This is a genomic window from Flavobacterium sp. CFBP9031 (genome assembly GCF_034044945.1).
In the GTDB taxonomy this organism is placed as follows: domain Bacteria; phylum Bacteroidota; class Bacteroidia; order Flavobacteriales; family Flavobacteriaceae; genus Flavobacterium.
Window position 1 is genome coordinate 341046 of sequence record NZ_JAXCWF010000004.1, and the last position, 20446, is coordinate 361491.

Annotated in this window: 21 protein-coding genes and 1 riboswitch; of the genes, 5 read left to right on the forward strand and 16 right to left on the reverse strand. The window is 33.4% G+C overall.

Translation table 11 applies throughout. The features are described from left to right. Positions 1–70 precede the first annotated feature (70 nt). Positions 71–586, reverse strand: coding sequence for a hypothetical protein (locus SOM12_RS09340; RefSeq protein WP_011921618.1), 516 nt, complete (start codon positions 584–586; stop codon positions 71–73). Positions 587–755: 169 nt separating this feature from the next. Here SOM12_RS09340 and rpmH point away from each other — a divergent pair, with 169 nt between their 5' ends. Together rpmH and carB are read left to right on the forward strand one after the other, a co-directional pair. Further along, entirely contained in the window at positions 756–917 is a 162-nt protein-coding gene (gene rpmH, locus SOM12_RS09345) for a 50S ribosomal protein L34 (protein WP_008464848.1), read from the forward strand. Between the two features lie 145 nt (positions 918–1062). Then, positions 1063–3918, forward strand: a complete 2856-nt coding sequence (gene carB / locus SOM12_RS09350) for a carbamoyl-phosphate synthase large subunit (protein ID WP_320493185.1) — start codon at positions 1063–1065, stop codon at positions 3916–3918. Positions 3919–3995: 77 nt separating this feature from the next. Here carB and SOM12_RS09355 read toward each other — a convergent pair whose 3' ends face one another. From SOM12_RS09355 to SOM12_RS09385, 7 genes are all read right to left on the reverse strand, one after another. Next, positions 3996–4517, reverse strand: coding sequence for a hypothetical protein (locus SOM12_RS09355; protein ID WP_320493186.1), 522 nt, complete (start codon positions 4515–4517; stop codon positions 3996–3998). 89 nt (positions 4518–4606) lie between these two features. Next, entirely contained in the window at positions 4607–5653 is a 1047-nt protein-coding gene (locus SOM12_RS09360; protein ID WP_320493188.1) for a virginiamycin B lyase family protein, read from the reverse strand. A 225-nt stretch (positions 5654–5878) separates the two neighbouring features. Continuing rightward, complete coding sequence (yiaA, locus tag SOM12_RS09365) at positions 5879–6277, reverse strand: inner membrane protein YiaA (RefSeq protein WP_250837242.1); 399 nt, start codon at positions 6275–6277, stop codon at positions 5879–5881. 185 nt (positions 6278–6462) lie between these two features. Then, on the reverse strand, positions 6463–7002 hold the full coding sequence (locus SOM12_RS09370; protein ID WP_095929517.1) for a DUF4252 domain-containing protein: 540 nt from the start codon (positions 7000–7002) through the stop codon (positions 6463–6465). A gap of 2 nt (positions 7003–7004) precedes the next feature. Continuing rightward, the gene (locus SOM12_RS09375) at positions 7005–7580 is read right to left on the reverse strand and encodes a DUF4252 domain-containing protein (protein ID WP_320493190.1); all 576 of its coding nucleotides are present in this window, start codon (positions 7578–7580) and stop codon (positions 7005–7007) included. 18 nt (positions 7581–7598) lie between these two features. After that, positions 7599–8060: a hypothetical protein gene (locus tag SOM12_RS09380; RefSeq protein ID WP_320493191.1), complete on the reverse strand. Its 462-nt coding sequence runs from the start codon at positions 8058–8060 to the stop codon at positions 7599–7601. Then, positions 8047–8556, reverse strand: a complete 510-nt coding sequence (locus SOM12_RS09385; RefSeq protein ID WP_008464858.1) for an RNA polymerase sigma factor — start codon at positions 8554–8556, stop codon at positions 8047–8049. Before SOM12_RS09385 ends, SOM12_RS09380 begins: the two co-directional genes overlap by 14 nt. Positions 8557–8724: 168 nt before the next feature. Here SOM12_RS09385 and SOM12_RS09390 point away from each other — a divergent pair, with 168 nt between their 5' ends. Further along, positions 8725–10185 (forward strand): S41 family peptidase, encoded by a 1461-nt coding sequence (locus SOM12_RS09390; RefSeq protein WP_320493192.1) that lies wholly within the window; start codon positions 8725–8727, stop codon positions 10183–10185. Positions 10186–10267: 82 nt separating this feature from the next. Here the strand turns inward: SOM12_RS09390 and SOM12_RS09395 are convergent, their stop codons facing one another. The 8 genes from SOM12_RS09395 to SOM12_RS09430 all read right to left on the reverse strand — a co-directional run bounded on the left by SOM12_RS09395 (position 10268) and on the right by SOM12_RS09430 (position 18107). Further along, positions 10268–11326, reverse strand: a complete 1059-nt coding sequence (locus tag SOM12_RS09395; protein WP_320493194.1) for a YncE family protein — start codon at positions 11324–11326, stop codon at positions 10268–10270. 4 nt (positions 11327–11330) lie between these two features. After that, a complete protein-coding gene (locus SOM12_RS09400) occupies positions 11331–13184 on the reverse strand; it encodes a TonB-dependent receptor plug domain-containing protein (protein ID WP_320493196.1) in 1854 nt (617 codons plus the stop codon). 28 nt (positions 13185–13212) lie between these two features. Then, positions 13213–13420: riboswitch (cobalamin riboswitch) on the reverse strand. A gap of 65 nt (positions 13421–13485) precedes the next feature. Then, positions 13486–14019: an alpha-ribazole phosphatase gene (cobC, locus tag SOM12_RS09405; protein WP_320493198.1), complete on the reverse strand. Its 534-nt coding sequence runs from the start codon at positions 14017–14019 to the stop codon at positions 13486–13488. Continuing rightward, positions 14004–14801 carry an adenosylcobinamide-GDP ribazoletransferase gene (locus SOM12_RS09410; RefSeq protein ID WP_320493200.1) on the reverse strand — a complete coding sequence of 266 codons (798 nt, stop codon included), beginning with the start codon at positions 14799–14801 and terminating at the stop codon, positions 14004–14006. Before SOM12_RS09410 ends, cobC begins: the two co-directional genes overlap by 16 nt. A 179-nt stretch (positions 14802–14980) precedes the next feature. Beyond that, positions 14981–16660, reverse strand: coding sequence for a nicotinate-nucleotide--dimethylbenzimidazole phosphoribosyltransferase (gene cobT / locus SOM12_RS09415; RefSeq protein ID WP_320493202.1), 1680 nt, complete (start codon positions 16658–16660; stop codon positions 14981–14983). Positions 16661–16803: 143 nt separating this feature from the next. After that, positions 16804–17313, reverse strand: coding sequence for a bifunctional adenosylcobinamide kinase/adenosylcobinamide-phosphate guanylyltransferase (cobU, locus tag SOM12_RS09420; protein WP_320493203.1), 510 nt, complete (start codon positions 17311–17313; stop codon positions 16804–16806). Positions 17314–17333: 20 nt separating this feature from the next. Beyond that, positions 17334–17714: a four helix bundle protein gene (locus tag SOM12_RS09425; RefSeq protein ID WP_320493205.1), complete on the reverse strand. Its 381-nt coding sequence runs from the start codon at positions 17712–17714 to the stop codon at positions 17334–17336. A 30-nt stretch (positions 17715–17744) separates the two neighbouring features. Next, the gene (locus tag SOM12_RS09430; RefSeq protein ID WP_320493207.1) at positions 17745–18107 is read right to left on the reverse strand and encodes a DUF5522 domain-containing protein; all 363 of its coding nucleotides are present in this window, start codon (positions 18105–18107) and stop codon (positions 17745–17747) included. Positions 18108–18201: 94 nt separating this feature from the next. Between SOM12_RS09430 and SOM12_RS09435 the strand changes: the two genes are divergently transcribed. Beyond that, entirely contained in the window at positions 18202–19344 is a 1143-nt protein-coding gene (locus SOM12_RS09435; protein ID WP_320493209.1) for an ABC transporter substrate-binding protein, read from the forward strand. Positions 19345–19346: 2 nt separating this feature from the next. Then, positions 19347–20372: an iron ABC transporter permease gene (locus SOM12_RS09440; RefSeq protein ID WP_095929527.1), complete on the forward strand. Its 1026-nt coding sequence runs from the start codon at positions 19347–19349 to the stop codon at positions 20370–20372. Positions 20373–20446: the final 74 nt, after the last annotated feature.

Below are 20446 nucleotides of genomic sequence, written 5' to 3' on the forward strand. Positions count from 1 at the left end.
CAACAATCTAAAATAAAAAAATCCCAAACTCTTTTGGAATTTGGGATTTATAATATTGTAATTTAGAAAATTAGATTTTCTTCATTTGTTCTTTCATCATAGAGATTTGCTCTTTCAGCATTCCCTGTTTGTCTAATTTTTTAGCTTCGTTTAATAAATTAGTCGCTTCCAATTTTCTTCTGCGAGACATCGCAACTCCAGCAAGGTTTAATTTAGCTACAGCCAAATCCATATCCATTGATAATCCAAGTTCGATTGCTTTTTTGAAATGTTTCTCCGCTTGGTTGATATTGGTTTGAGATAACATAATACCTTGTAAGTAATTTAAGTATCCTTGTTGTTTTCTTACTAATGCACCTTCTGGATTTTTGATATATGATAACCATTTATTAGCACCTTCGAAGTCTTGTTTTCTTAATTTAAGGAAGGCTAAAAGGATAAATTCGTTTTTAAAATAAAGAAAAATTGGAATTGCAGTCAATAAGATAAGGAATATACCATTCCCGATATTACTTTCTGTAAATTGCCAAATGCCCGCCACTACAAGAAGTCCGGCCAAAATAAGTTTAATATTCTTGTGAAACATAATTATTGTAAATTTGTGATTGCAAAGATAGTAAAAGGAATTAAAAATATTTTTATAAAAGTACTTGCCAGAAAAAAAAGTCTTTGTATATTTGCACTCGGTTTTTGAACAACGATATCCAAAACCAAATAAACGAGTTAATAGATACCATTTTTAAAGATACAAAGCAATGAGCAAAAGAACGTTTCAACCATCGAAAAGAAAAAGAAGAAATAAGCACGGATTTATGGACAGAATGGCTTCTGCGAATGGAAGAAAAGTTCTAGCGCGTAGAAGAGCAAAAGGAAGACATAAATTAACTGTTTCTAGCGAGCCTAGACACAAAAAATAATGTTTGTATAAACATACATAAGGCGATTACTTTTTTAGTATCGCCTTTTTTTATACCTTGTCGGTAAAAAATCTCTCAACTTTCTAGTTTATAGTGCACTAGAAAAGTTTTTTTAAATCGTAAATAACTACACAATACATACAAAATGCCTAAAGACACATCAATAAAATCAGTTTTAATAATAGGTTCAGGACCTATTGTTATTGGCCAAGCTTGCGAATTCGATTATGCGGGATCTCAATCTGCGCGCTCGATTCGTGAAGAAGGAATTGAGGTTATCTTGATTAACTCGAATCCAGCGACGATTATGACCGACCCATCTATGGCCGATCATATTTATTTGAAACCTTTAACGACAAAATCGATTATTGAAATTCTTAAGGAACATCCACAAATTGATGCTGTTTTACCAACAATGGGAGGGCAAACAGCCTTAAACTTGTGTTTGGAAGCTGAAGAAAAAGGAATCTGGCAAGATTTCGGAGTGAGATTAATCGGTGTTGATGTAAATGCTATTAATATTACAGAAGACAGAGAGCAGTTTAAGCAGCTTTTAGAAAGAATTAATGTACCAACTGCACCTGCAAAAACAGCCACTTCTTACCTTGAAGGAAAAGAAATCGCTCAGGAATTTGGTTTCCCGCTTGTAATTCGTCCTTCGTTTACACTAGGAGGAACTGGAGCAGCTGTGGTTTACAAAAAAGAAGATTTTGATGAGCTTTTAACTCGCGGACTTGAAGCTTCTCCAATTCACGAAGTTTTAATTGATAAAGCTTTAATGGGATGGAAAGAATATGAGTTAGAGCTTTTAAGAGATAAAAATGACAATGTTGTAATTATCTGTTCTATCGAAAATATGGATCCAATGGGAATCCATACGGGAGATTCGATTACAGTGGCGCCAGCGATGACATTATCTGATACCACTTTTCAAAAATTACGTGATTACGCTATCTTAATGATGAGAAGTATCGGAAATTTTGCTGGAGGATGTAACGTACAATTTGCAGTTTCACCAGACGAAAAAGAAGATATCGTAGCAATCGAGATCAATCCTCGTGTATCTCGTTCTTCTGCTTTAGCATCAAAAGCAACTGGATATCCAATTGCAAAAATTGCTTCTAAATTAGCTTTAGGATACAACTTAGATGAGTTGCAAAACCAGATTACAAAATCTACTTCGGCTCTTTTTGAACCAACTTTAGATTATGTAATCGTAAAAATACCACGTTGGAACTTCGATAAATTTGAAGGTTCAGACAGAACTTTAGGTCTTCAGATGAAATCTGTAGGTGAGGTTATGGGAATTGGACGTTCTTTCCAAGAAGCACTTCACAAAGCGACTCAATCTTTAGAGATTAAGAGAAATGGCTTAGGAGCAGACGGAAAAGGATATAAAGATTACGAATTGATTATCGATAAACTGACTCACGCAAGCTGGGACAGAGTTTTCGTAATTTACGATGCAATTGCAATGGGAATTCCGTTGAGTACAATTCACGAAATTACAAGAATCGATATGTGGTTCTTAAAACAATACGAAGAGCTTTATACTTTAGAAAAAGAAATCTCAAACTACAAAGTTTCTGATCTTCCTAAAGAATTATTGCTTGAAGCAAAGCAAAAAGGTTTTGCTGACAGACAATTGGCTCACATGATGAACTGTTTGGAAAGTGAAGTGCATACTTTGCGTATGGAGAAAAACATCAACCGTGTGTTCAAATTGGTTGATACTTGTGCAGCTGAATTTAAAGCTAAAACACCTTATTACTACTCAACTTTTGAGGCAGAAATCGAAAAAGCAAATGGAGAGCGTTATGTAGATAACGAAAGTGTTCTTACAGATAAAAAGAAAGTAATCGTTCTTGGTTCTGGACCAAACAGAATTGGTCAGGGAATCGAATTTGATTACTCTTGTGTACACGGAGTTTTAGCAGCTAAAGAATGTGGTTACGAAACGATCATGATTAACTGTAACCCTGAAACGGTTTCTACAGATTTTGATACTGCTGATAAATTATACTTCGAACCAGTTTTCTGGGAGCACATTTATGACATTATCCAACACGAAAAACCAGAAGGTGTAATTGTGCAGTTGGGAGGTCAGACAGCTCTTAAATTAGCAGATAAATTGTCTAAATACGGAGTAAAAATCATCGGAACTAGTTTTGATGCACTTGACTTAGCAGAAGACAGAGGAAGATTCTCAGATTTATTGACTGAATTGCATATTCCTTTCCCAAGATTCGGAATCGCTGAAACGGCTGACGAAGCTTCAAAATTGGCAGATACTTTAGATTTCCCACTTTTAATTCGTCCTTCTTATGTATTAGGAGGTCAGGGAATGAAGATTGTAATCAACAAAAAAGAGTTGGAAGAGCACGTTATCGATTTGTTGAAAGCAATTCCAGGAAACAAATTACTTTTAGATCATTACTTAGCAGGAGCAATCGAAGCTGAGGCTGATGCAATTTGTGATGCTGATGGAAATGTTTACATCATCGGAATTATGGAGCACATTGAGCCTTGTGGAGTTCACTCTGGAGATAGTAACGCAACATTGCCTCCTTTCAACTTAGGAGAATTTGTAATGCAGCAAATTAAAGATCATACGCATAAAATTGCGAGAGCTTTAAAAACTGTTGGTTTAATCAACATTCAGTTTGCAATTAAAGATGATACAGTTTACATCATCGAGGCAAATCCTAGAGCTTCAAGAACGGTTCCGTTTATTGCAAAAGCTTATGGGGAACCTTATGTAAACTACGCTACAAAAGTAATGTTAGGTCACAATAAAGTAACTGACTTTGATTTCAATCCGCAATTAAAAGGATACGCAATCAAACAACCGGTTTTCTCTTTCAGTAAATTCCCGAATGTAAATAAAGCGTTAGGGCCAGAAATGAAATCGACAGGAGAAAGCATCTTGTTTATTGATGACTTAAAAGACGATCAATTTTACGAATTGTACTCTAGAAGAAAAATGTATTTGAGTAAATAATCTCAGATTCTATTATAAAAGAAAAAGCTCCAATGAAGATTGGAGCTTTTTCTTTTATAATGTCAAGATACTGAAAGTTAGCCTCTGTTTTTAGTGTATTCTTTTTTAGCATGATTATAATTAAAGTATCTGTTTTCGTTTGCTATCCATGAAGAATTTAAGCCAATGAGATTATTGTATTTTTCGCGATTATTAGAATTTCCAATATATTTTTCATCTTCAAGTACAATAGAATCTCTTTTTATTTCTCCATTTACTATTGCAATATAGAAATCATCATCGGGGATATCTGCCCATTCTGTATAATATCGAATTGAAAAAGTCTTTAATTCATATGTTTCAATAATGTCAACTATTGATTTGATATTATGTTCATAATCGGATGAGTTTGCTTGAGTTTCATAAATTGGAAGTGTTTTTAAATATTGTAAGTACTCTTTTATAGTATTAAAACTGTCAGCTTCCTTAATGAAATATTCTATTGTACTTCCGTTCAAATCTAAAGGTATAATTACTATGCTCTCTTCAAAAAAATGAACTAAATCTTTATTGTATTGACTTTTTTCATTAGTTAAAATTGCGCAAATTTTTTGTCCCATGATTTTATTACTTATTGAATTAAGTATTGGTTTTGTTATTAAAAAAAAGCTCCAACGTAAATTGGAGCTTTTTGTTTTAGAATGTTTTATTACTTCACAATAATCTTCTTAGTCGTATTGTTTATTTTTAGAATATAATTTCCTGGAACTACATTCGATACAGAAATAACATTGTCTTTTACATCTGCAGATTTGTAGCTTTTAACGTTTCTTCCTGTCACATCATACAAATCAATAGTTTCGATTGTAACATCACTGCCATTTTCAATGTGTACCAAATCTGTTGCTGGGTTTGGATATATTGCAAGACCTTTTTCAGTTTTTTTGATATCACCTAATCCTAAAGTTGGAGATGTGATTTTAATAACTTTTTTAGTGCTAGAGCTTGTACTAACATAAAGAGCTCCATCATAAATTGCCATTTGAGCTGCATTGTCGTTGATACTCAATTTGATAAATAGTTCTTCGTCTCCGTCTACTCCTCCAGCAGGGAAACGGTAAATATTTCTTAGTGAACCTGTAGAAATATACAAATCGCCATTTCCTGCGACAATTAAGTTCGTCGGGTTACTAATTCCTGAAATTAATGTACTTACGACACCTGCTGGTGTGATTTTTTTAACTACACCATCTAGTTTGTCAGCAACAAGTAAATTACCTGATTTGTCAAATGCTAAACCATTAGGCTGGGAAAAATCTGTAGCAAAAGTTGAAGTTACTCCTGCAGCAGTTCTTTTTTTGATGTTTCCTGAATTTGATTCAGAGTAAAATACATTGTCGTCTGCATCGATGGCAATTCCGTAAGGGCTTCCACTTGCTGGATACGCGGTAACTACTCCTGATGGCGTAATTTTTTCTATTTCCTGAATGAAACCAGATCCTGCCATCCAAAGATTTCCACTCTTGTCAAAAGCAATTTGTTGTGGTGTACCATTTACTGTTGCAAAATTGCTTTGTACTAATTGAGGTGTAACTTTTGTTACTTTGTAAGTGTAGAAATCAGCAACAAATAAATTTCCAGAAGCATCAAAAGCAATTCCGGTTGGAGTGTTAAATCCTGTAGTTACGTAATCGGTTGGAGTTTGTGCATTTGCGCCAAATGCTGATAATAATGTAAGGAGTAAAATTTTTTTCATATAGTATATTTAGGGTTTGGTCAAAGATATAATTTTAAGTGAATAAATTATTTCTTTTGTAAGAAAATATATTTTGAAGATTGTATTTTTAATTTACTATACTATTGAGACACTTTTGTTTAGTTAAAAAGAAGTCTGATTTTAATGCTAACAATTGAAATTTCGCACAAAAAAAGCCTCATTTTTTTAAATGAAGCTTAGTGCTGTTTTTTATTGATTTAAACTTTACTCAACCTGATTAAAGCTCATATTATCTCGAGTATTTTTTTGAACTGAAATAGCACCGAACAATGCTAGTAAAAAAGCAAAAGCATAGAAACCTTTTTCGCTAGGAAGAATTGTTGCATTCCATAATCCAACAACCAAAAGAACGATTGAAAGCAATGTTCCGAACCAGCAAATTCCGTAATAAATATCTGTCACAGGAAGTTTCTCAAGTCTGTCTCTTACGCTTTTTTGCAAAGAAACTACGGCAAAAAGACCGAACATTAGAACGGTAAAATAGTATCCTTTTTCATTTAATAACATTTCAGCTCTTGCTAGTCCAACGATAAAACCGACAGTTCCAGCTCCAAGAGCTACCCAAGATGCCGCAATAAAGGCATTTGATGTTTTTTGTATCATATTAATTCTGGTTAAATTAGATTTTTGAGATTTGTTTTTTTGGTAATCTCAGTTCGTAAATGTAATTAAATTTGATTAATGGCAAAATGAAAACGCAAACAAATTAATAAGTATAATCTTAGCAGATGTTATAAAAAAAGCTCCAATATATTGGAGCTTTCTTAATTTTAAAAAGTAAGATTGTATTATTTTTTAAGCAATTGTTCTAAAGGTTTTAACTGTTCCATATCTATTTTAGATTTCTGTAAAACAGACATTAAAGTCATAATGTTGTTTGGATTCATATTTTCGCCTAAAACCCTAACTACGGCAAACCCATTTTCTTTTCTATTGGCAAAAATGATAAACTCTTTAATATTATCATCACTACCAACATAGCTAACAGAAGCACCGTCTTTGCCAGAACCAATTTTCATTAACTCTTGATATTTCGGATCTTTTAATATGGCTTTTACTTTGTTTCGTTCTGTCTCAAACTGTGCCTGATTGTTTTGATCAGCTTTGAAAGCTAGAATATTCATTTTGTCAAACGAATTTAAAGCTTCGTTTTGTTCTGCTGATAGATTTGTTTTATCCACATTCAGGATGTTTGGTGAAACATCTAATGCTATGAAATCTTTTTTCTCCGAATTTTCAACAAAATACTTTTGTAATGTTGGTTCAGAATTACAGCTTCCTAAAGTTAGAAGAGCCGTAAGTGCTAAGATGAAAATATTTGTTCTCATTGTTATTTTTTGCCTTTAGAAGCTTTCTTTAAGTCTGTACCGCCAGGAAGTTGCATCTTATCTGTTAATACTGAGATTTCGTTTAGATCAAAATTACCAGTTAAAGATAATAAAACAGTTTCGTCGTTTTTTGCACCATCCACATACATTAATAATTCTTTTATTTGAGTATCTGTAGCACCAGATTTCACCATTATTCTAACATTTTTTCCGCCATCATTTACACGCATTAATTCTTCTAGACCGGCAGTTTTTACGTATTTGTCGGCAGTAGCTTTCATGTCTGCTTCGATTTTTGGATTTTTAGTGGTAAACACTTTTAAGTAATCCAGTTTTTTAATTAGAGCAATATACTGCTGTGTTTCTTTATCAGAAGCGTCAACTTTTACTTTGCTCATTAAATCGAACATTTTTTTGTTTACAATTACAGAGGTTACTTCATCCTGACCATCAAATTTGTCAAAAGCGCCTTGTGCGTAGAATGTTGTGGTAACAAATGCGAATACTAAAGTTATAATGAAATTTTTACTCATACTTAGTTTATTGCTTTTTTGGTATTCGTGAATCGTTGATTTCATGACTATTTTTGTGTTTAATTACTGTTTAAAAATTTTGTTTTTTGATTGTTCGAATTCATTAATGTACTGTACACTTTCAATACCTACATTAACATTGTTTGATAATAAAGCCAAAGCCTTTTGAGTTGCTTTTAAAGCTTCTTCGGGATTATCGTAAGTTCCTAATTCTGTTTGCGATGCCACTGCAGTTGCTTCTTTTTGCTCGCTCATAAAAAAGTAGGTTCCAATTCCCAGCAAAACAACAGCTGATGCCGCAATCGATAACCACGCTACGTTACGTTTCTTAGATTGTAGTGGAATTTCATACGTTGATTTCTGTTCTTTTGCTTGAGAGAAATAGCCAAACATAGGTTTGTATTGCTCCAAATGCTGCGCAACATTTGGTGAAGAGAAATATTCTTTTAATTGATTTTCCTCAGCAATAGAAGTTTCTCCCTGAAAGTATTTTTCTAATATATCTTCTATTTTATTTAGTTCCATAAAGGTGTGTATTTGTCATTGATTCTCTAATTTTTTTTCTCGCTCTCGAAAGCGCCACTCGTATTGCCGTTTCATTCATATTTACGATTTTGGCTATTTCTTCAAATTCATATTGCTCCACATCTCGTAGCTGAATTAATAATTGCATTTGTTCAGGCATCTCATTTATAATTTTTTCAACCCATTCTAAACTGTCTTGATCTTCCAGTTTTTTATCCAATTGCGGCTGCCGATCGGTAAAGTTGTTGTGAACAATTTGCAGATTGCTAGCCCTTTTAGATTTTAGCTGATCGAGACAATAATTTTTGGTCATAGTCATCGCCAATGCTTCTACGCTATTATAGCTTTGCAGATTGTCTTTTTTGTTCCATAATTTTACCATTACTTCCTGAGTTGCATCTTCTGCTTCTTCGGTGCTAGTAAGCAATCTTTTTGCCAGACGAAAAACTTTGTCTTTAAAAGGATTTATTAATTCTATAAATACAACTTGGTTCATTAATCTGATGGTTAATCGTTAGCTTATATATTCAAGACGAGACACAATTATATTTGTTACAACAAAAAAGAAAATATTTTTTTATGTAAAAAAAATACTGCTTTTAAGATAAAGCTAAAACTAAAGATACTATTTTTACGTTTATTCAGAATATATAACCTACACGATATGAAAACAAATTTAAAGAGTGTTCTTCTTCTCTTTTTATTCGCATTTTCTTTACAGTCTTGTGAAGATCAGGATGATGTTGCAGCTCCAGCAGACTTGCAGATTAATAATTTTATTTGGAGAGGACTAAATGAAGTCTACTTATGGCAGGCTGATGTGCCCAATCTAGCAGATGGCCGTAATTTGCAGCCCAATTTTAATCAGTTTTTAAGAGGATATTCTCATTCAGAGGATTTGTTTGAAGATTTATTGAACAGGCCTGTGAGTAAATATCCAAATGGCGATGCCATTGACCGTTTCAGTTGGATTGTTGAAGATTACACTGTTTTAGAACAGGAGTTAAGCGGTGTTACAAAAAATAATGGGGTCGATTTTAGATTGAGCCGCGTATCTTCAGGATCGAATGATGTGGTAGGTTTTGTACGATATATTATTCCAAATTCTGATGCTTCTACTAAAGCCATTAAGCGTGGTGATTTATTTACGAGTGTAAATGGTGTGAAACTTACGGTTTCAAATTATCAGGAATTATTATTGAATAAGGATAGTTATACGCTAAACTTGGCAGATTATAACGGAAGCACTTATGTTTTGAATGGAAAATCGGTTGACTTGACGAAAACTGTTTTAGAAGAAAATCCTATTTTAATCAGTAAAGTGATTCCTTCTGGAAGCCATAAAATTGGTTATTTAATGTATAATGGTTTTTATCCAGGATATGATGATAAATTGAATCAGGCTTTTGGCGAATTCAAATCGCAAGGAATAACAGACCTAGTTTTAGATCTTCGATATAATGGAGGAGGATCTGTTACATCTTCTATTAGACTTTCTAGTATGATTACAGGACAGTTTGACAACCAGATTTTTGCTAAAACGCAGTTTAATACAAAGTGGATGAAAGATATGACTGCTGATGATTTAGAAAGTTTGAATTACAGATTTGTAAATAATATTGATGGAAAAGCGCTAAATAGCTTAAACTTAAATACAGTTTATATCATTACAACGGCTAGTACGGCATCTGCCAGCGAATTGGTTGTTAACGGATTAACGCCTTATATTAATGTCGTTCAGATTGGAGAAACTACGACAGGTAAAAATGTGGGTTCGTATACGATATATGATTCAGAAACTTTATTTACTAAAAAAGGAATTAATCCAAATCATAAATATGCAATGCAACCTTTAGTGTTTAAGATTTCAAATTCTGCAGGTTTTGGAGATTATACTCAAGGTTTGCAGCCTACTTATGTACAAAGAGAATATTTGGATACCTATGGTATTTTAGGTGAAACGTCTGAGCCTTTGCTTAATCTAGCTATTTCAAAAATTACAGGTGTTTCTGCTAGAAGAGTTCTAAACGATTCTGAACCGGAACATCCTTATTTGACCGATTCAAAAATTATAAATGGATTAAGACACGGAATGTATTTTCAAAATGCTCCAAAGAATTTTTAAAAAATCATGTAATAAATAGAAAAGGCTTTCATCACTGAAAGCCTTTTCCATAAAAAAACAAAAACTAATTCTAAAGGTAAAATTAATCGTTAAAGTAGAATCCGTTTGGACCTAAACCAACAGTTAATTCTTTTAATAAGCTTCCGCTTAAGTTATAAATATAAGCTTTACTGCTTGAAGCAAAATCACCACCATCTGCAATAAAAATTCTATCATCTTTTACAGCAAAACCATACATTTTTCCGTACTCAGAAGTTGAACTGTATTCGAAAATTGGAGTTGTAGAAGCTGATGTTGCTGTGTAATCCATAGCGTAAACTGCCGTTTCTAGAGTATAGTATATTTTATTGTTGTAAATGTCTAGGTTTTTAACTCCATCAAGAGCTTCTGGAAAAGTAATTTTACTGATAGAATTATCAGATAATTTTACTTTTACAATTTCACTTCTTTCTCCGTATGAGCTTCTAATAGTGTATAAAACACCATCTTTAATTTCCATTGTATCTGCTCCTTGACCAAGAGTTAGAGAAGTTTCAAGTTTGTTTGTTGCATTATTTACTATAAGTAATTTGTCATTGTTGTATGGTTCTGTTACATAGAGTTTATTGTTGTAAACTTCGATATGATTAGCCGTTGCGTTTAAAGCAATTGTAGATTCTACTTTGTTTGTAGCTAAATTGATAACAGCTATAAAATCATCTGTATTACCAGCTGGGTTTGTGTTCGACGCATAAGTATTGGCATTAGTTACATAAGCTTTTCCGTCTTTTACAACACCGTATCTTGGAGTAATTAAGCCAGTCTCAATCTTTGCTTCAAGTTTAAATGTATAACGATTTACTACATTTATAACATTAGAACCGCCAGCAATGATGTATGCTTTATCTCCATCAAAAAAGATATTCTGAAGATATTTTCCAACAAAATCAGAACCATTTACAGTATTGTATACATCTTTTGTGAAAGTATTTAAATCGTCGCTAACGAAAGAAACAGAACCTCCATCAGTAAAATTTCCCTCATTTAAGATGAAAATTCCATCATCATAAACTCCTTTTGGATCATTGGAGTCATCGTCATTAGAACAAGAAACAAAAAGCGAAACGCTAAGTGCTACTAAAAATAATCTAGTTAGTTTCATTATATTAAAATTTAAGGTTTAAGTACAAATTAAAATTCCTTCCTGGCATTGGTCTATATTCTAAACTTTGATAAAATGTATTCCAAAGATTTAAAACCTGAAATCCTACTTTAAAAGAAGACAAAAGTTTAAAATCGTAGTCAATTCCAATATTTGATACATTGTAGGCATCAACAATTTTATCAGGATCGTTGTCAGATTGTGTATAGACAAAGCCATTGTAAAGAAATTGATAATAGGCAGAAATGTTTTTTCTTGAATAAGCAACAGAAGCAGTGACTTTATTAAAAGGGACAAAAAACAATTGTTTTTTGGTTTCAACATTTTCTGAAACTGTATAAGCGTAAGTTGCATTTGCAGTCAGGTTGTTTTTGCCAAAACTTTTTTTCCAGCCAAACAATGTTTCTGCTCCATAGCTATCTACTTTGTCTGTATTTTGTGGCATCCAAATACCATTTGTTCCAGGAACCCATCTTAGCAAATCTTTTATTTTCATATAATAAAAGGTCTGAGTTATACTAAAATTTTGAAAAGTAAAAACATTGCCAATTTCTGCCTGATAAGAACTTTCGGGTTTTAAGTCTGGATTTCCGCCTTCTTCCCAATACAAATCATTGAAGGTTGGAATTCTGAAATTTCGTGATGCATTTAATTTCAAATTATATAATTTCCCAAACTGATAAGAAGAACCAACTGAAAATAGGACAGGAGATTGGTAGTTGTCTGTGAATTCTTTTCGAATGCCAAATTCGTTTTTCCAATTAACTGAAGCATCTTGTTTAAGAAGCAAAGCTGCGGAACTTATTTCTCTTACATTGTCGCCAAAACCACTGCCATATCCTTTTGTTCGATTATATTCTAGGATTCCATTGGCTTGTAATGATTTGAATATTTGATACCCCAGATCTGCTTTTGTGATTAAGCTTTCTGTTTTTCCGTACGTATAAATATTACTCGAATTATCGGCATAATATTGATAGTTCTCGAAAATATAAGCAGTTTTTAAATTGGTAGTAAACTTCCCAAAGTTACCATCGTATTCTAGTAAATTTCTATTAAAGCCATTAACATATTTACTCTTCATTTCAGATTCAGAGACCAAAGACGTATTTCTATCTGTGTTTGAGGTTTGGGTGTATAGTTTTAGAGTGTTTTTGGCATCAATTTTATAGCCAGCATTAGCACTTAAAGTAATAACGTCATATTGGCCATTTTGGTTCCAGCGCTGTTCGCCTTTCCAGTTGTACTGGTTCAGATATTTATAATCGTTTGTCGAGCTATTTTTAGAAAATCCGATTTGAGCACTCCATTTTTTGTTAGAAATAGAAGTTTTATAATTAATCCCAATCGTATTAAAACTACCGTAATCTAGTCTTAAATTATTCTCAAACCGATTAAAAAACAACAGATCGTTATTTAAATGTACGGTTCCTCCAACAGCACCGCTTCCGTAAATAACACTTCCACCACCCGCTTTTACGCTTATCGAATTATAATCGGAACCCGAAATGGTATTAAAATCGGTGCTTCCGTTCATTTGGGAATTAATGTTAATTCCGTTCCAGATTACTGCGGTCTGAGAAGAGGTAGTTCCTCTAAAAGCTACGGTAGATAACATTCCGCGACCGTATTCTTTAAAGTAAATCGTAGAATTAAAGTTTAATAAATCGGTTAGAAGAGCTTCGTTTTTGCCAATGACAGAATCGTTTAATTTTAAAACAGATTGTGAAACTGAATATTTTTTTAAATTTTTGTCTGAAACCAATACTTCTTTAAGACTAGTAATAGAATCGCTCTGCGCCGAAATAATTTGGCACATTACAAATAAATAAAAAGCAAGAAGTCGTTTTAAAGTCATAATTCCTTCACTCTTTTTCCCGAGAGCTCGATAAATTGTTACAAAGGCAGGTCTCCTGGCTTGCGTCTTGCTGTTTACCTTCCCATCACGCAGGGCGTGACAGTGGTGATGTAGTTACAGCAAGCATTCATTTTTGTGAACTTAGCTTACAGTTGCGGGTACAGCTCAAGAAATTACTTGATTCCCTTTTAATGTGTTTTTGAATTAAAAACACAACCTTAATTTGCTGCAAAGATAAAGTTAAAAATACTGATTATTCAAATTTCTTTTACGTTTCATGGAAAATTATAAATTATTTGCATTAAAAATCGATTTTTATAACTTCTCCGAAATCAACTTTATTATTGAAAGCTTCTTTTAATGGCAGTGAACTCTGATGGCATAAAATACTTCTAATGATTCCGGCGTGGGCTACAATAACAATTGGCTGGTTTATTTTTGAAATGGTATCAGATAAAAAAATGCCAACTCTTTCATGTAATTCAACAAAAGATTCTCCGTTTGAAACTTTGATATTTACAAAATCTTCCATCCACGGATTGAGTTCTTCAGACGGAATTTCGTTCCAGCTTTTCAATTCCCAATCGCCAAAATTCATTTCCTTTAAACGTTCGTCTTCGTAATAAGAAATGGTTTTAATATTTTCTTGAATATGTTTTGCTAAAATGACACAGCGCTTTAACGGACTAGAGAAGATTATTGCCTCCGAAGGAAGTTCAGAAATAATTCTGCCGAAAATTTCATCAAATGGAACTGCAATATCAACATCTGATTGTCCGTAACAGATTCCTTTTTCGCAGATGGTTTCGGTATGGCGAACTAGATAAATTTCCATAAAAATAAAATGCTTAAGTAAAATATCACTTCGCAAACTTGTTGTGTTGCGCCAAGACAATCTCCTGTATAACCGTCAATCCATTTCTGAAAATATCGAGCTAAAAAGTATCGAGTTATAAAAACGGGAATTATAGCCAGAAGAAATTTTAAATCAAAATAAGAAAATACAATCAACGGAATTAAACCAAAAAAGAATGATCCAAAAACTTCTTTCCAAGTGTATTGTTTCGCAATTGGTTTGCTTTTGCTAGAAGCATCTTCGCGCGAATATTCGTGTGTAAAAATAATGCTTATTGCTGCCAGACGACTTAGTGAATGAGCAGAAATGAACAAGAGGTAAATTTTTAAAACGGCTATAGAATCATAATCGTTGAATAATAAAATAGATTCTGAAAGCAGTTTGAATTTTAGTAGAAAAAGTAAAACCAATCCGATTGCTCCATAAGCGCCAATAGCGCTGTCTTTCATAATCATTAGGATTTTTTCTTTGGTCCAACCTCCGCCAAAACCATCACAAACATCGGCAAATCCGTCTTCATGAAAGGCACCGGTAGTTAAGATAGAAGCAATAATTGCCAATATAACAGCAATTTCCGTTGAAAGAAAAAATGAAAAAAGATAAAAAGCCAGAAAGGAAATACTCCCAACAATCCAACCAATAAATGGGAAATATCTTGTGGCTTTATTTAAATAATCTGGATGATGTGTAATGTTTTTTGGACACGGAATTCTGGTGTAAAACATTAAACAGGTGAAGAAAATATGTAGTTCTTTTTTCATTTATATAATTAGTTTTCCATTTAGTATGTCATTTCGACGAAGGAGAAATCTCCACGAGAAGCTCGACAAAGCTTGGCGTCTGTTTGGACGGAGTTACTTGCTGAGATTTCTCCTTCGTCGAAATGACAAAAATGAGAATAAATCACCATGAAACATAATTGTTTTTTAGAAATACAAAACTATTTGCGACTTATCCCCGCACTTTCAAAACTCGCCATTTCATTCAAAAAAGCTTCAGCCGATTTTAAAATAGGAAACGCGACAGCACAGCCTGTTCCTTCTCCCAAACGTAAATCGAGATTTAAAATAGGTTTAGCTTCTAAATAATTTAGCAATTCCGAATGCGCTTTTTCAGCAGAGCAATGGCAAAAAACAGCATTTTGTTTGATGTTCGGATTTATTTTAAAAGCAATTAAATAGGCCACAGTACAAATGAAACCATCAACGAGAATTAGCATTTTATGATCAAAAGCAGCGATCATTCCGCCAGCCATTTGAAGAATCTCAAAACCGCCAAAATAGGAAAGTTGCGAGATTAATTCGGCTTGACCAGAATAATTATCTAATGCTTTTTGGAGTAAATTTTGTTTTAGAAGCAGTTTTTCGTTTTCAACTCCAGTTCCTTTTCCGATACATTCTTGAATAGGGAAGCCGGTTAAAAGGCTCATTAAAACAGAAGCGGTTGAAGTGTTTCCAATTCCCATTTCGCCAAAACCAATGCAGTTTGAACCAGATTTTGCAATATTTTCAACAATCGATTTTCCTTTCTCAAAACAGAAATGAACTTCCGATTCGCTCATTGCGGGAACATGGAGGAAAGACTGCGTTCCCTTTGCAATTTTAGCATCGATTAATTTGGCATTAGTTGGAAAATCATAGTTGACGCCTGAATCTACAATAGACAACTCAATATTGTTTTGTTTGCAGAAAACGTTTATTGCTGCACCGCCATCGAGAAAATTATTGACCATTTGTCTTGTAACATCCTGCGGATAATCACTTACGCCATGATTTGCAATTCCGTGATCTGCTGCAAAAACGACAATATTTGGTTTTACGATTTTCGGATTTAAAGTTTCAAAAACCGTTGCCATTTGAAAGGCCAGAGATTCTAAAGTGCCTAAAGAACCTACAGGTTTTGTTTTTGAATCTATTTTTTCTTGTAAAAGTGTATTGAAATCAGATTTGTTTCCGATTTCGTTTTCTGATTTCAAATCAAAATCTGGAACATTTATTTGATGAATTTCTTTGATTTCAGTGCAAATAGGCGCTTCCGATTTTTGTTTCCAATGCAATTGCTGCAGCATTGGCTGATTGTTGTAATTGGTGGCTGGTTTTCCGATGCAGAAATATCCCAGAGGTTCTATATTTTCGGGTAAATCAAGGATTTTTTTAAACTGATAATAATTGAGAATCGAAACCCAGCCCATTCCATAACCTTGTTCTGTCAGCGAAAGCCAAATGTTTTGCGCGGCACAAACCGAGCTGAATTTTACTGCTTCGTTACTGCCAATTGTTCCAATCGTAAACTGATTGAGAACCGAACGGTCGTAAGCAATGACGAGCCCGATGGGTGCTTCTTCGATTGCTTCGAGTTTTAGTGATCTGTAAAGTTCTTTCTGTTCAGGATTATCGGTAAGTTCTTCGGCTTTTTTATTATAGTCTAAAAAAAGTTTTTTAATAGACGTTTTAACCTCGTCTGACTTAATCAGAAAATATCTTGTAGCATCGGTCAATCCGACAGAAGGTGCCCAATGCCCAGCTTGTAAAGCTTTCTCAATTACTTCATCTGGAACTTTATCGGCTGTAAAATGTCGTGTGTCTCGGCGGGATTTTAATATATCGTCTAAATTACTCATAATTTTCAATTTCAAATATCAATATCAATATCAATATCAATTTACTCTTTATGTAAAGATACTTCACGATATTGGAATTTGAAGTTTAAAAATTCAGAATTTGTTTTATTGATTTTTGAAATTGACATTGAATTTTGCCATTGTTACCCTTTTATTTTAACTGGAATTCCCGAAAGCATCAGCACAACTTGATCGGCATTTGCAGCAAGAAATTGATTCATCCAACCCTGAAGTTCAACAAATTTCCTCCCTATGTGAGTTTCTGCATGAACGCCCATTCCGATTTCGTTTGTTACAATAATGATATTGGCATTTTCATGTTTGGCAATGGCAAGAAATTCTTTTTTTGCTTCTTCCAAACTAAGCTCCACATCGTTTTTAGTATCAATAAAAAAATTAGTCAACCAAAGCGTTACACAGTCAATTAAGGCCGTTTTTCCAGAAAAATCAATTTCGCTTAAGTATTTCTCTTTTTCAATATTGGTCCAATGTTCGTCTCTTTCCTGCTGATGACGATCAATTCGGTTTTGAAAATCTGCATCCCACTTTCGAGCAGTCGCTACATATAAAGGAGAGTCGGAAAGTTCTAAAGCTAATTTCTGAGCATACCCGCTTTTTCCAGAACGCTCGCCGCCAGTTATTAAGTAAAGCATTTTTATATAATGGTTAATTATTAATTGTTAGTTGTTAATTTTTTTATGTTTAATTGACTTTTGGAAGTTTTAAGTATGCTAGTAATTAACTTTAATATAGCAATCGCATCATTAGAAATGTTTTGAAATTCCTTTTCGTTAAGATAATCAGTTGCTTTTAATAATTCCAGCCAATAGACAGTTTCATTAGCTTCTTTTTGAGCAATTGCAAATTTATGAATAAAATCGCTTTTACTTTCGGCGTGTTCTGCTTCTCGAATCATTGCACCAACACTCGTTCCAGATCTTAAAAGTTGCTTTGCTAGAATAAATTCTTTTTTATCATTATTTAAATATTGATATAGTTTGACAATTCTTACAGCGAAATCAAAACTTTTATTTCGAACAATATTATTTTTCATAATTTACAATTAACAATTTATAATTAACAATTAAAACGGGCAATGTCGGCAGTTGTTTCCGCAGCAAGTTCCTCTTTTTAAATGAAACCAAGCTTTAAAAACGTAATTGCCATTTTCGATATAATAGTCAATTCCTTCAATTAAATTGTCGTTTTTCGGCAATAGCATTGCCTTATTATTAAGAGCCTTTTTTGGAGTTACGGTTTCGACATAAGCATCAATTTTATCTTCGCAGGCTTCCTTAAAGCACACAGGACAAAGGCAATCGCCTCCTTCAGAAAGATTGAAAATGGGTGGGTAATCATTACACCAACACTTGTTTTCGGGTGAAGTGTCTCCGCATGAAAAAGCGGTTTCACAACTGGAGCAGATTTTTGTTTTTGGTGCATTCATCAAATAAAAGGCTATTTGTTTAAATTTGTACGAATAAAGGTAAACAAAAAAAATAGAAATTAATTTACCTTTGTGGCTACACAAAACATAAAATATGAAATATTTTTTCCATAAATTACCTGTCGTTTTTGTACTACTTATCCTAATCGGGTGTAAAAAAAATGAAGCGCAAGATGTTGTAAAATCTGCTACTGCCAAAGAAAGTATCGAATTTGCTTCTGGACTTTCGATTGTGAAAAACGAAGGCTATTCGATTGTAAATGTGAGTAATCCATGGCCAAATGCTAAGACGAAATTTACTTACATTTTAAAAGAAAAAGACGTACAAATTCCAGATAGTTTAAATAAATATATTGCTATAAAAGTTCCTCTAGAAAGTGTTGTTGTAACTTCAACTACAAATATTCCTTTTTTAGAAATGTTAGAAGTTGAGAATAAATTGGTCGGATTTCCACATACTGATTATATTTCTTCGGAAAAAACAAGAGCGTTAATTGACAAAGGTTCTGTAAAAAACGTTGGACAAAATGAAAAACTGAATATCGAACAATTAATAGAATTATCCCCAGATTTGATTGTTACGTTTGGTGTAGATAACAATAACCCGATGCTGGATAATCTTAAGAAAAGCGGTTTAAATGTTTTGATTCAAGGTGATTGGATGGAACAATCTCCGCTAGGAAAAGCAGAATGGATTAAACTTTACGGCGCTTTATTCGGAAAAGAAGAAAAAGCAAAAGAATTGTTTGATAAAATTGTAGAAAGCTACAATCAGGCGAAAAAATTAGTTAGCGATAAACCAGCAACTTCAAAAGTGCTATACGGTTCTATGTACGAAGATGTTTGGTATGTTGCCAAAGGGAATAGTTGGGTGGCAGAGTTTATGAAAGATGCAAAAGCCAATTATTTATGGGCTGATTTGAAAGGAACTGGAAGCGAAGGTTTGTCTTTTGAAAAAGTTTTGGACAAAGCAAAAGATGCGAATGTTTGGATTGCTTCTGGATCTTTTAAAAGTATGGATGAATTGCAAAAAGCAAATCCGCATTATGCTGAATTTGATGCTTTTAAAAATAAAAGTGTTTATAATTTTGAAGGTAAAATGGGAGCAACAGGCGGAACGGTTTATTACGAATTAGCGCCAAGCCGCCCAGATTTGGTTTTGAAAGACTACATTAAGATCTTTCATCCCGATTTACTGGCGAGCTACGAGTTTACTTTTGCTTCTAAACTGAATTAGTTTTGGTGAGTAAAACACGAAATACCATTTTATTTGTCGTTCTGGCTTTAGGTCTATTATTAATGTTTTTTGCTAGCATTAGTTTAGGATCGGTTACAATTCCGTTGAAAGATGTTTTTGCCAGTTTAACAGGTGGTCATGCTGCAAAATCAACTTGGGAATATATTATCATTAATTATCGTTTGCCAAAAGCGATTACGGCAGTTTTAGTTGGAACGGGACTTTCAATAAGCGGACTTTTAATGCAGACTTTGTTCCGAAATCCGCTTGCTGGACCTTATGTTTTAGGATTAAGTTCTGGTGCAAGTCTTGGTGTGGCTTTTGTAATTTTAGGAGCAGGGTTTCTGCCTTCTTTTTTAAGTGTAATTGCATTGTCTTCTTACGGAATTGTTTTGGCATCTACTTTAGGAAGTACTTTGGTTCTTTTTTTAGTTTTAGTTGTTTCGCAACGATTACGAGATACAATGGCAATCTTGATTGTGGGTTTAATGTTTGGAAGTTTTACCACAGCAATCGTAAGTGTCTTAACTTATTTTAGTACGGCAGAACAACTTCAGAAATTTACTTTTTGGTCAATGGGAAATCTTGGAAACCTTTCTTGGACAACCATTACAATTTTAACTTTCTGTGTTGGAATTGGATTGGTTTTAAGCGCCAAAAGTATCAAACCATTAAACGCCTTGCTTCTTGGAGAAAATTATGCAAAAAGCATGGGATTGAATTTTAAGCAGGCCAGATTAGTTATCATTTTTGCAACGAGTATTTTGTCTGGAGCGATTACAGCATTTGCAGGACCAATTGCTTTTGTGGGTTTAGCAGTTCCTCATATTGCAAAACTGACTTTTCAGACCAGTAATCATACTATTTTGTTTTGGAGCACTTTATTTTTTGGTTCGATAATAATGCTATTTTGTGATATTGTTTCGCAAATGCCAGGCTTTGACGTTACACTTCCAATAAATGCCGTTACGTCTATAATTGGTGCACCTGTTGTTATTTGGCTTTTAGTTAGAAAAAGAAATTTTTAATACTATTTAGCCACAGATTAAAAGGATTTTGTTTTTAGAAAAAAAAACTTAGAACCTCAGCATCTTAGTAACTT

What these genes read in the sequence shown, in the direction of transcription:
- cobT (WP_320493202.1), bottom strand. Translation starts at nt 16,660, where the DNA reads ATGAGTAATTTAGACGATATATTAAAATCCCGCCGAGACACACGACAT.
- SOM12_RS09360 (WP_320493188.1), bottom strand. Translation starts at nt 5,653, where the DNA reads ATGAAAAAAATTTTACTCCTTACATTATTATCAGCATTTGGCGCAAAT.
- SOM12_RS09355 (WP_320493186.1), bottom strand. Translation starts at nt 4,517, where the DNA reads ATGGGACAAAAAATTTGCGCAATTTTAACTAATGAAAAAAGTCAATAC.
- SOM12_RS09340 (WP_011921618.1), bottom strand. Translation starts at nt 586, where the DNA reads ATGTTTCACAAGAATATTAAACTTATTTTGGCCGGACTTCTTGTAGTG.
- yiaA (WP_250837242.1), bottom strand. Translation starts at nt 6,277, where the DNA reads ATGATACAAAAAACATCAAATGCCTTTATTGCGGCATCTTGGGTAGCT.
- SOM12_RS09380 (WP_320493191.1), bottom strand. Translation starts at nt 8,060, where the DNA reads ATGGAACTAAATAAAATAGAAGATATATTAGAAAAATACTTTCAGGGA.
- SOM12_RS09410 (WP_320493200.1), bottom strand. Translation starts at nt 14,801, where the DNA reads ATGAAAAAAGAACTACATATTTTCTTCACCTGTTTAATGTTTTACACC.
- carB (WP_320493185.1), top strand. Translation starts at nt 1,063, where the DNA reads ATGCCTAAAGACACATCAATAAAATCAGTTTTAATAATAGGTTCAGGA.
- SOM12_RS09425 (WP_320493205.1), bottom strand. Translation starts at nt 17,714, where the DNA reads ATGAAAAATAATATTGTTCGAAATAAAAGTTTTGATTTCGCTGTAAGA.
- SOM12_RS09400 (WP_320493196.1), bottom strand. Translation starts at nt 13,184, where the DNA reads ATGACTTTAAAACGACTTCTTGCTTTTTATTTATTTGTAATGTGCCAA.
- cobC (WP_320493198.1), bottom strand. Translation starts at nt 14,019, where the DNA reads ATGGAAATTTATCTAGTTCGCCATACCGAAACCATCTGCGAAAAAGGA.
- SOM12_RS09375 (WP_320493190.1), bottom strand. Translation starts at nt 7,580, where the DNA reads ATGAAATCAACGATTCACGAATACCAAAAAAGCAATAAACTAAGTATG.
- SOM12_RS09370 (WP_095929517.1), bottom strand. Translation starts at nt 7,002, where the DNA reads ATGAGAACAAATATTTTCATCTTAGCACTTACGGCTCTTCTAACTTTA.
- SOM12_RS09435 (WP_320493209.1), top strand. Translation starts at nt 18,202, where the DNA reads ATGAAATATTTTTTCCATAAATTACCTGTCGTTTTTGTACTACTTATC.
- SOM12_RS09390 (WP_320493192.1), top strand. Translation starts at nt 8,725, where the DNA reads ATGAAAACAAATTTAAAGAGTGTTCTTCTTCTCTTTTTATTCGCATTT.
- SOM12_RS09430 (WP_320493207.1), bottom strand. Translation starts at nt 18,107, where the DNA reads ATGAATGCACCAAAAACAAAAATCTGCTCCAGTTGTGAAACCGCTTTT.
- cobU (WP_320493203.1), bottom strand. Translation starts at nt 17,313, where the DNA reads ATGCTTTACTTAATAACTGGCGGCGAGCGTTCTGGAAAAAGCGGGTAT.
- SOM12_RS09395 (WP_320493194.1), bottom strand. Translation starts at nt 11,326, where the DNA reads ATGAAACTAACTAGATTATTTTTAGTAGCACTTAGCGTTTCGCTTTTT.
- rpmH (WP_008464848.1), top strand. Translation starts at nt 756, where the DNA reads ATGAGCAAAAGAACGTTTCAACCATCGAAAAGAAAAAGAAGAAATAAG.
- SOM12_RS09385 (WP_008464858.1), bottom strand. Translation starts at nt 8,556, where the DNA reads ATGAACCAAGTTGTATTTATAGAATTAATAAATCCTTTTAAAGACAAA.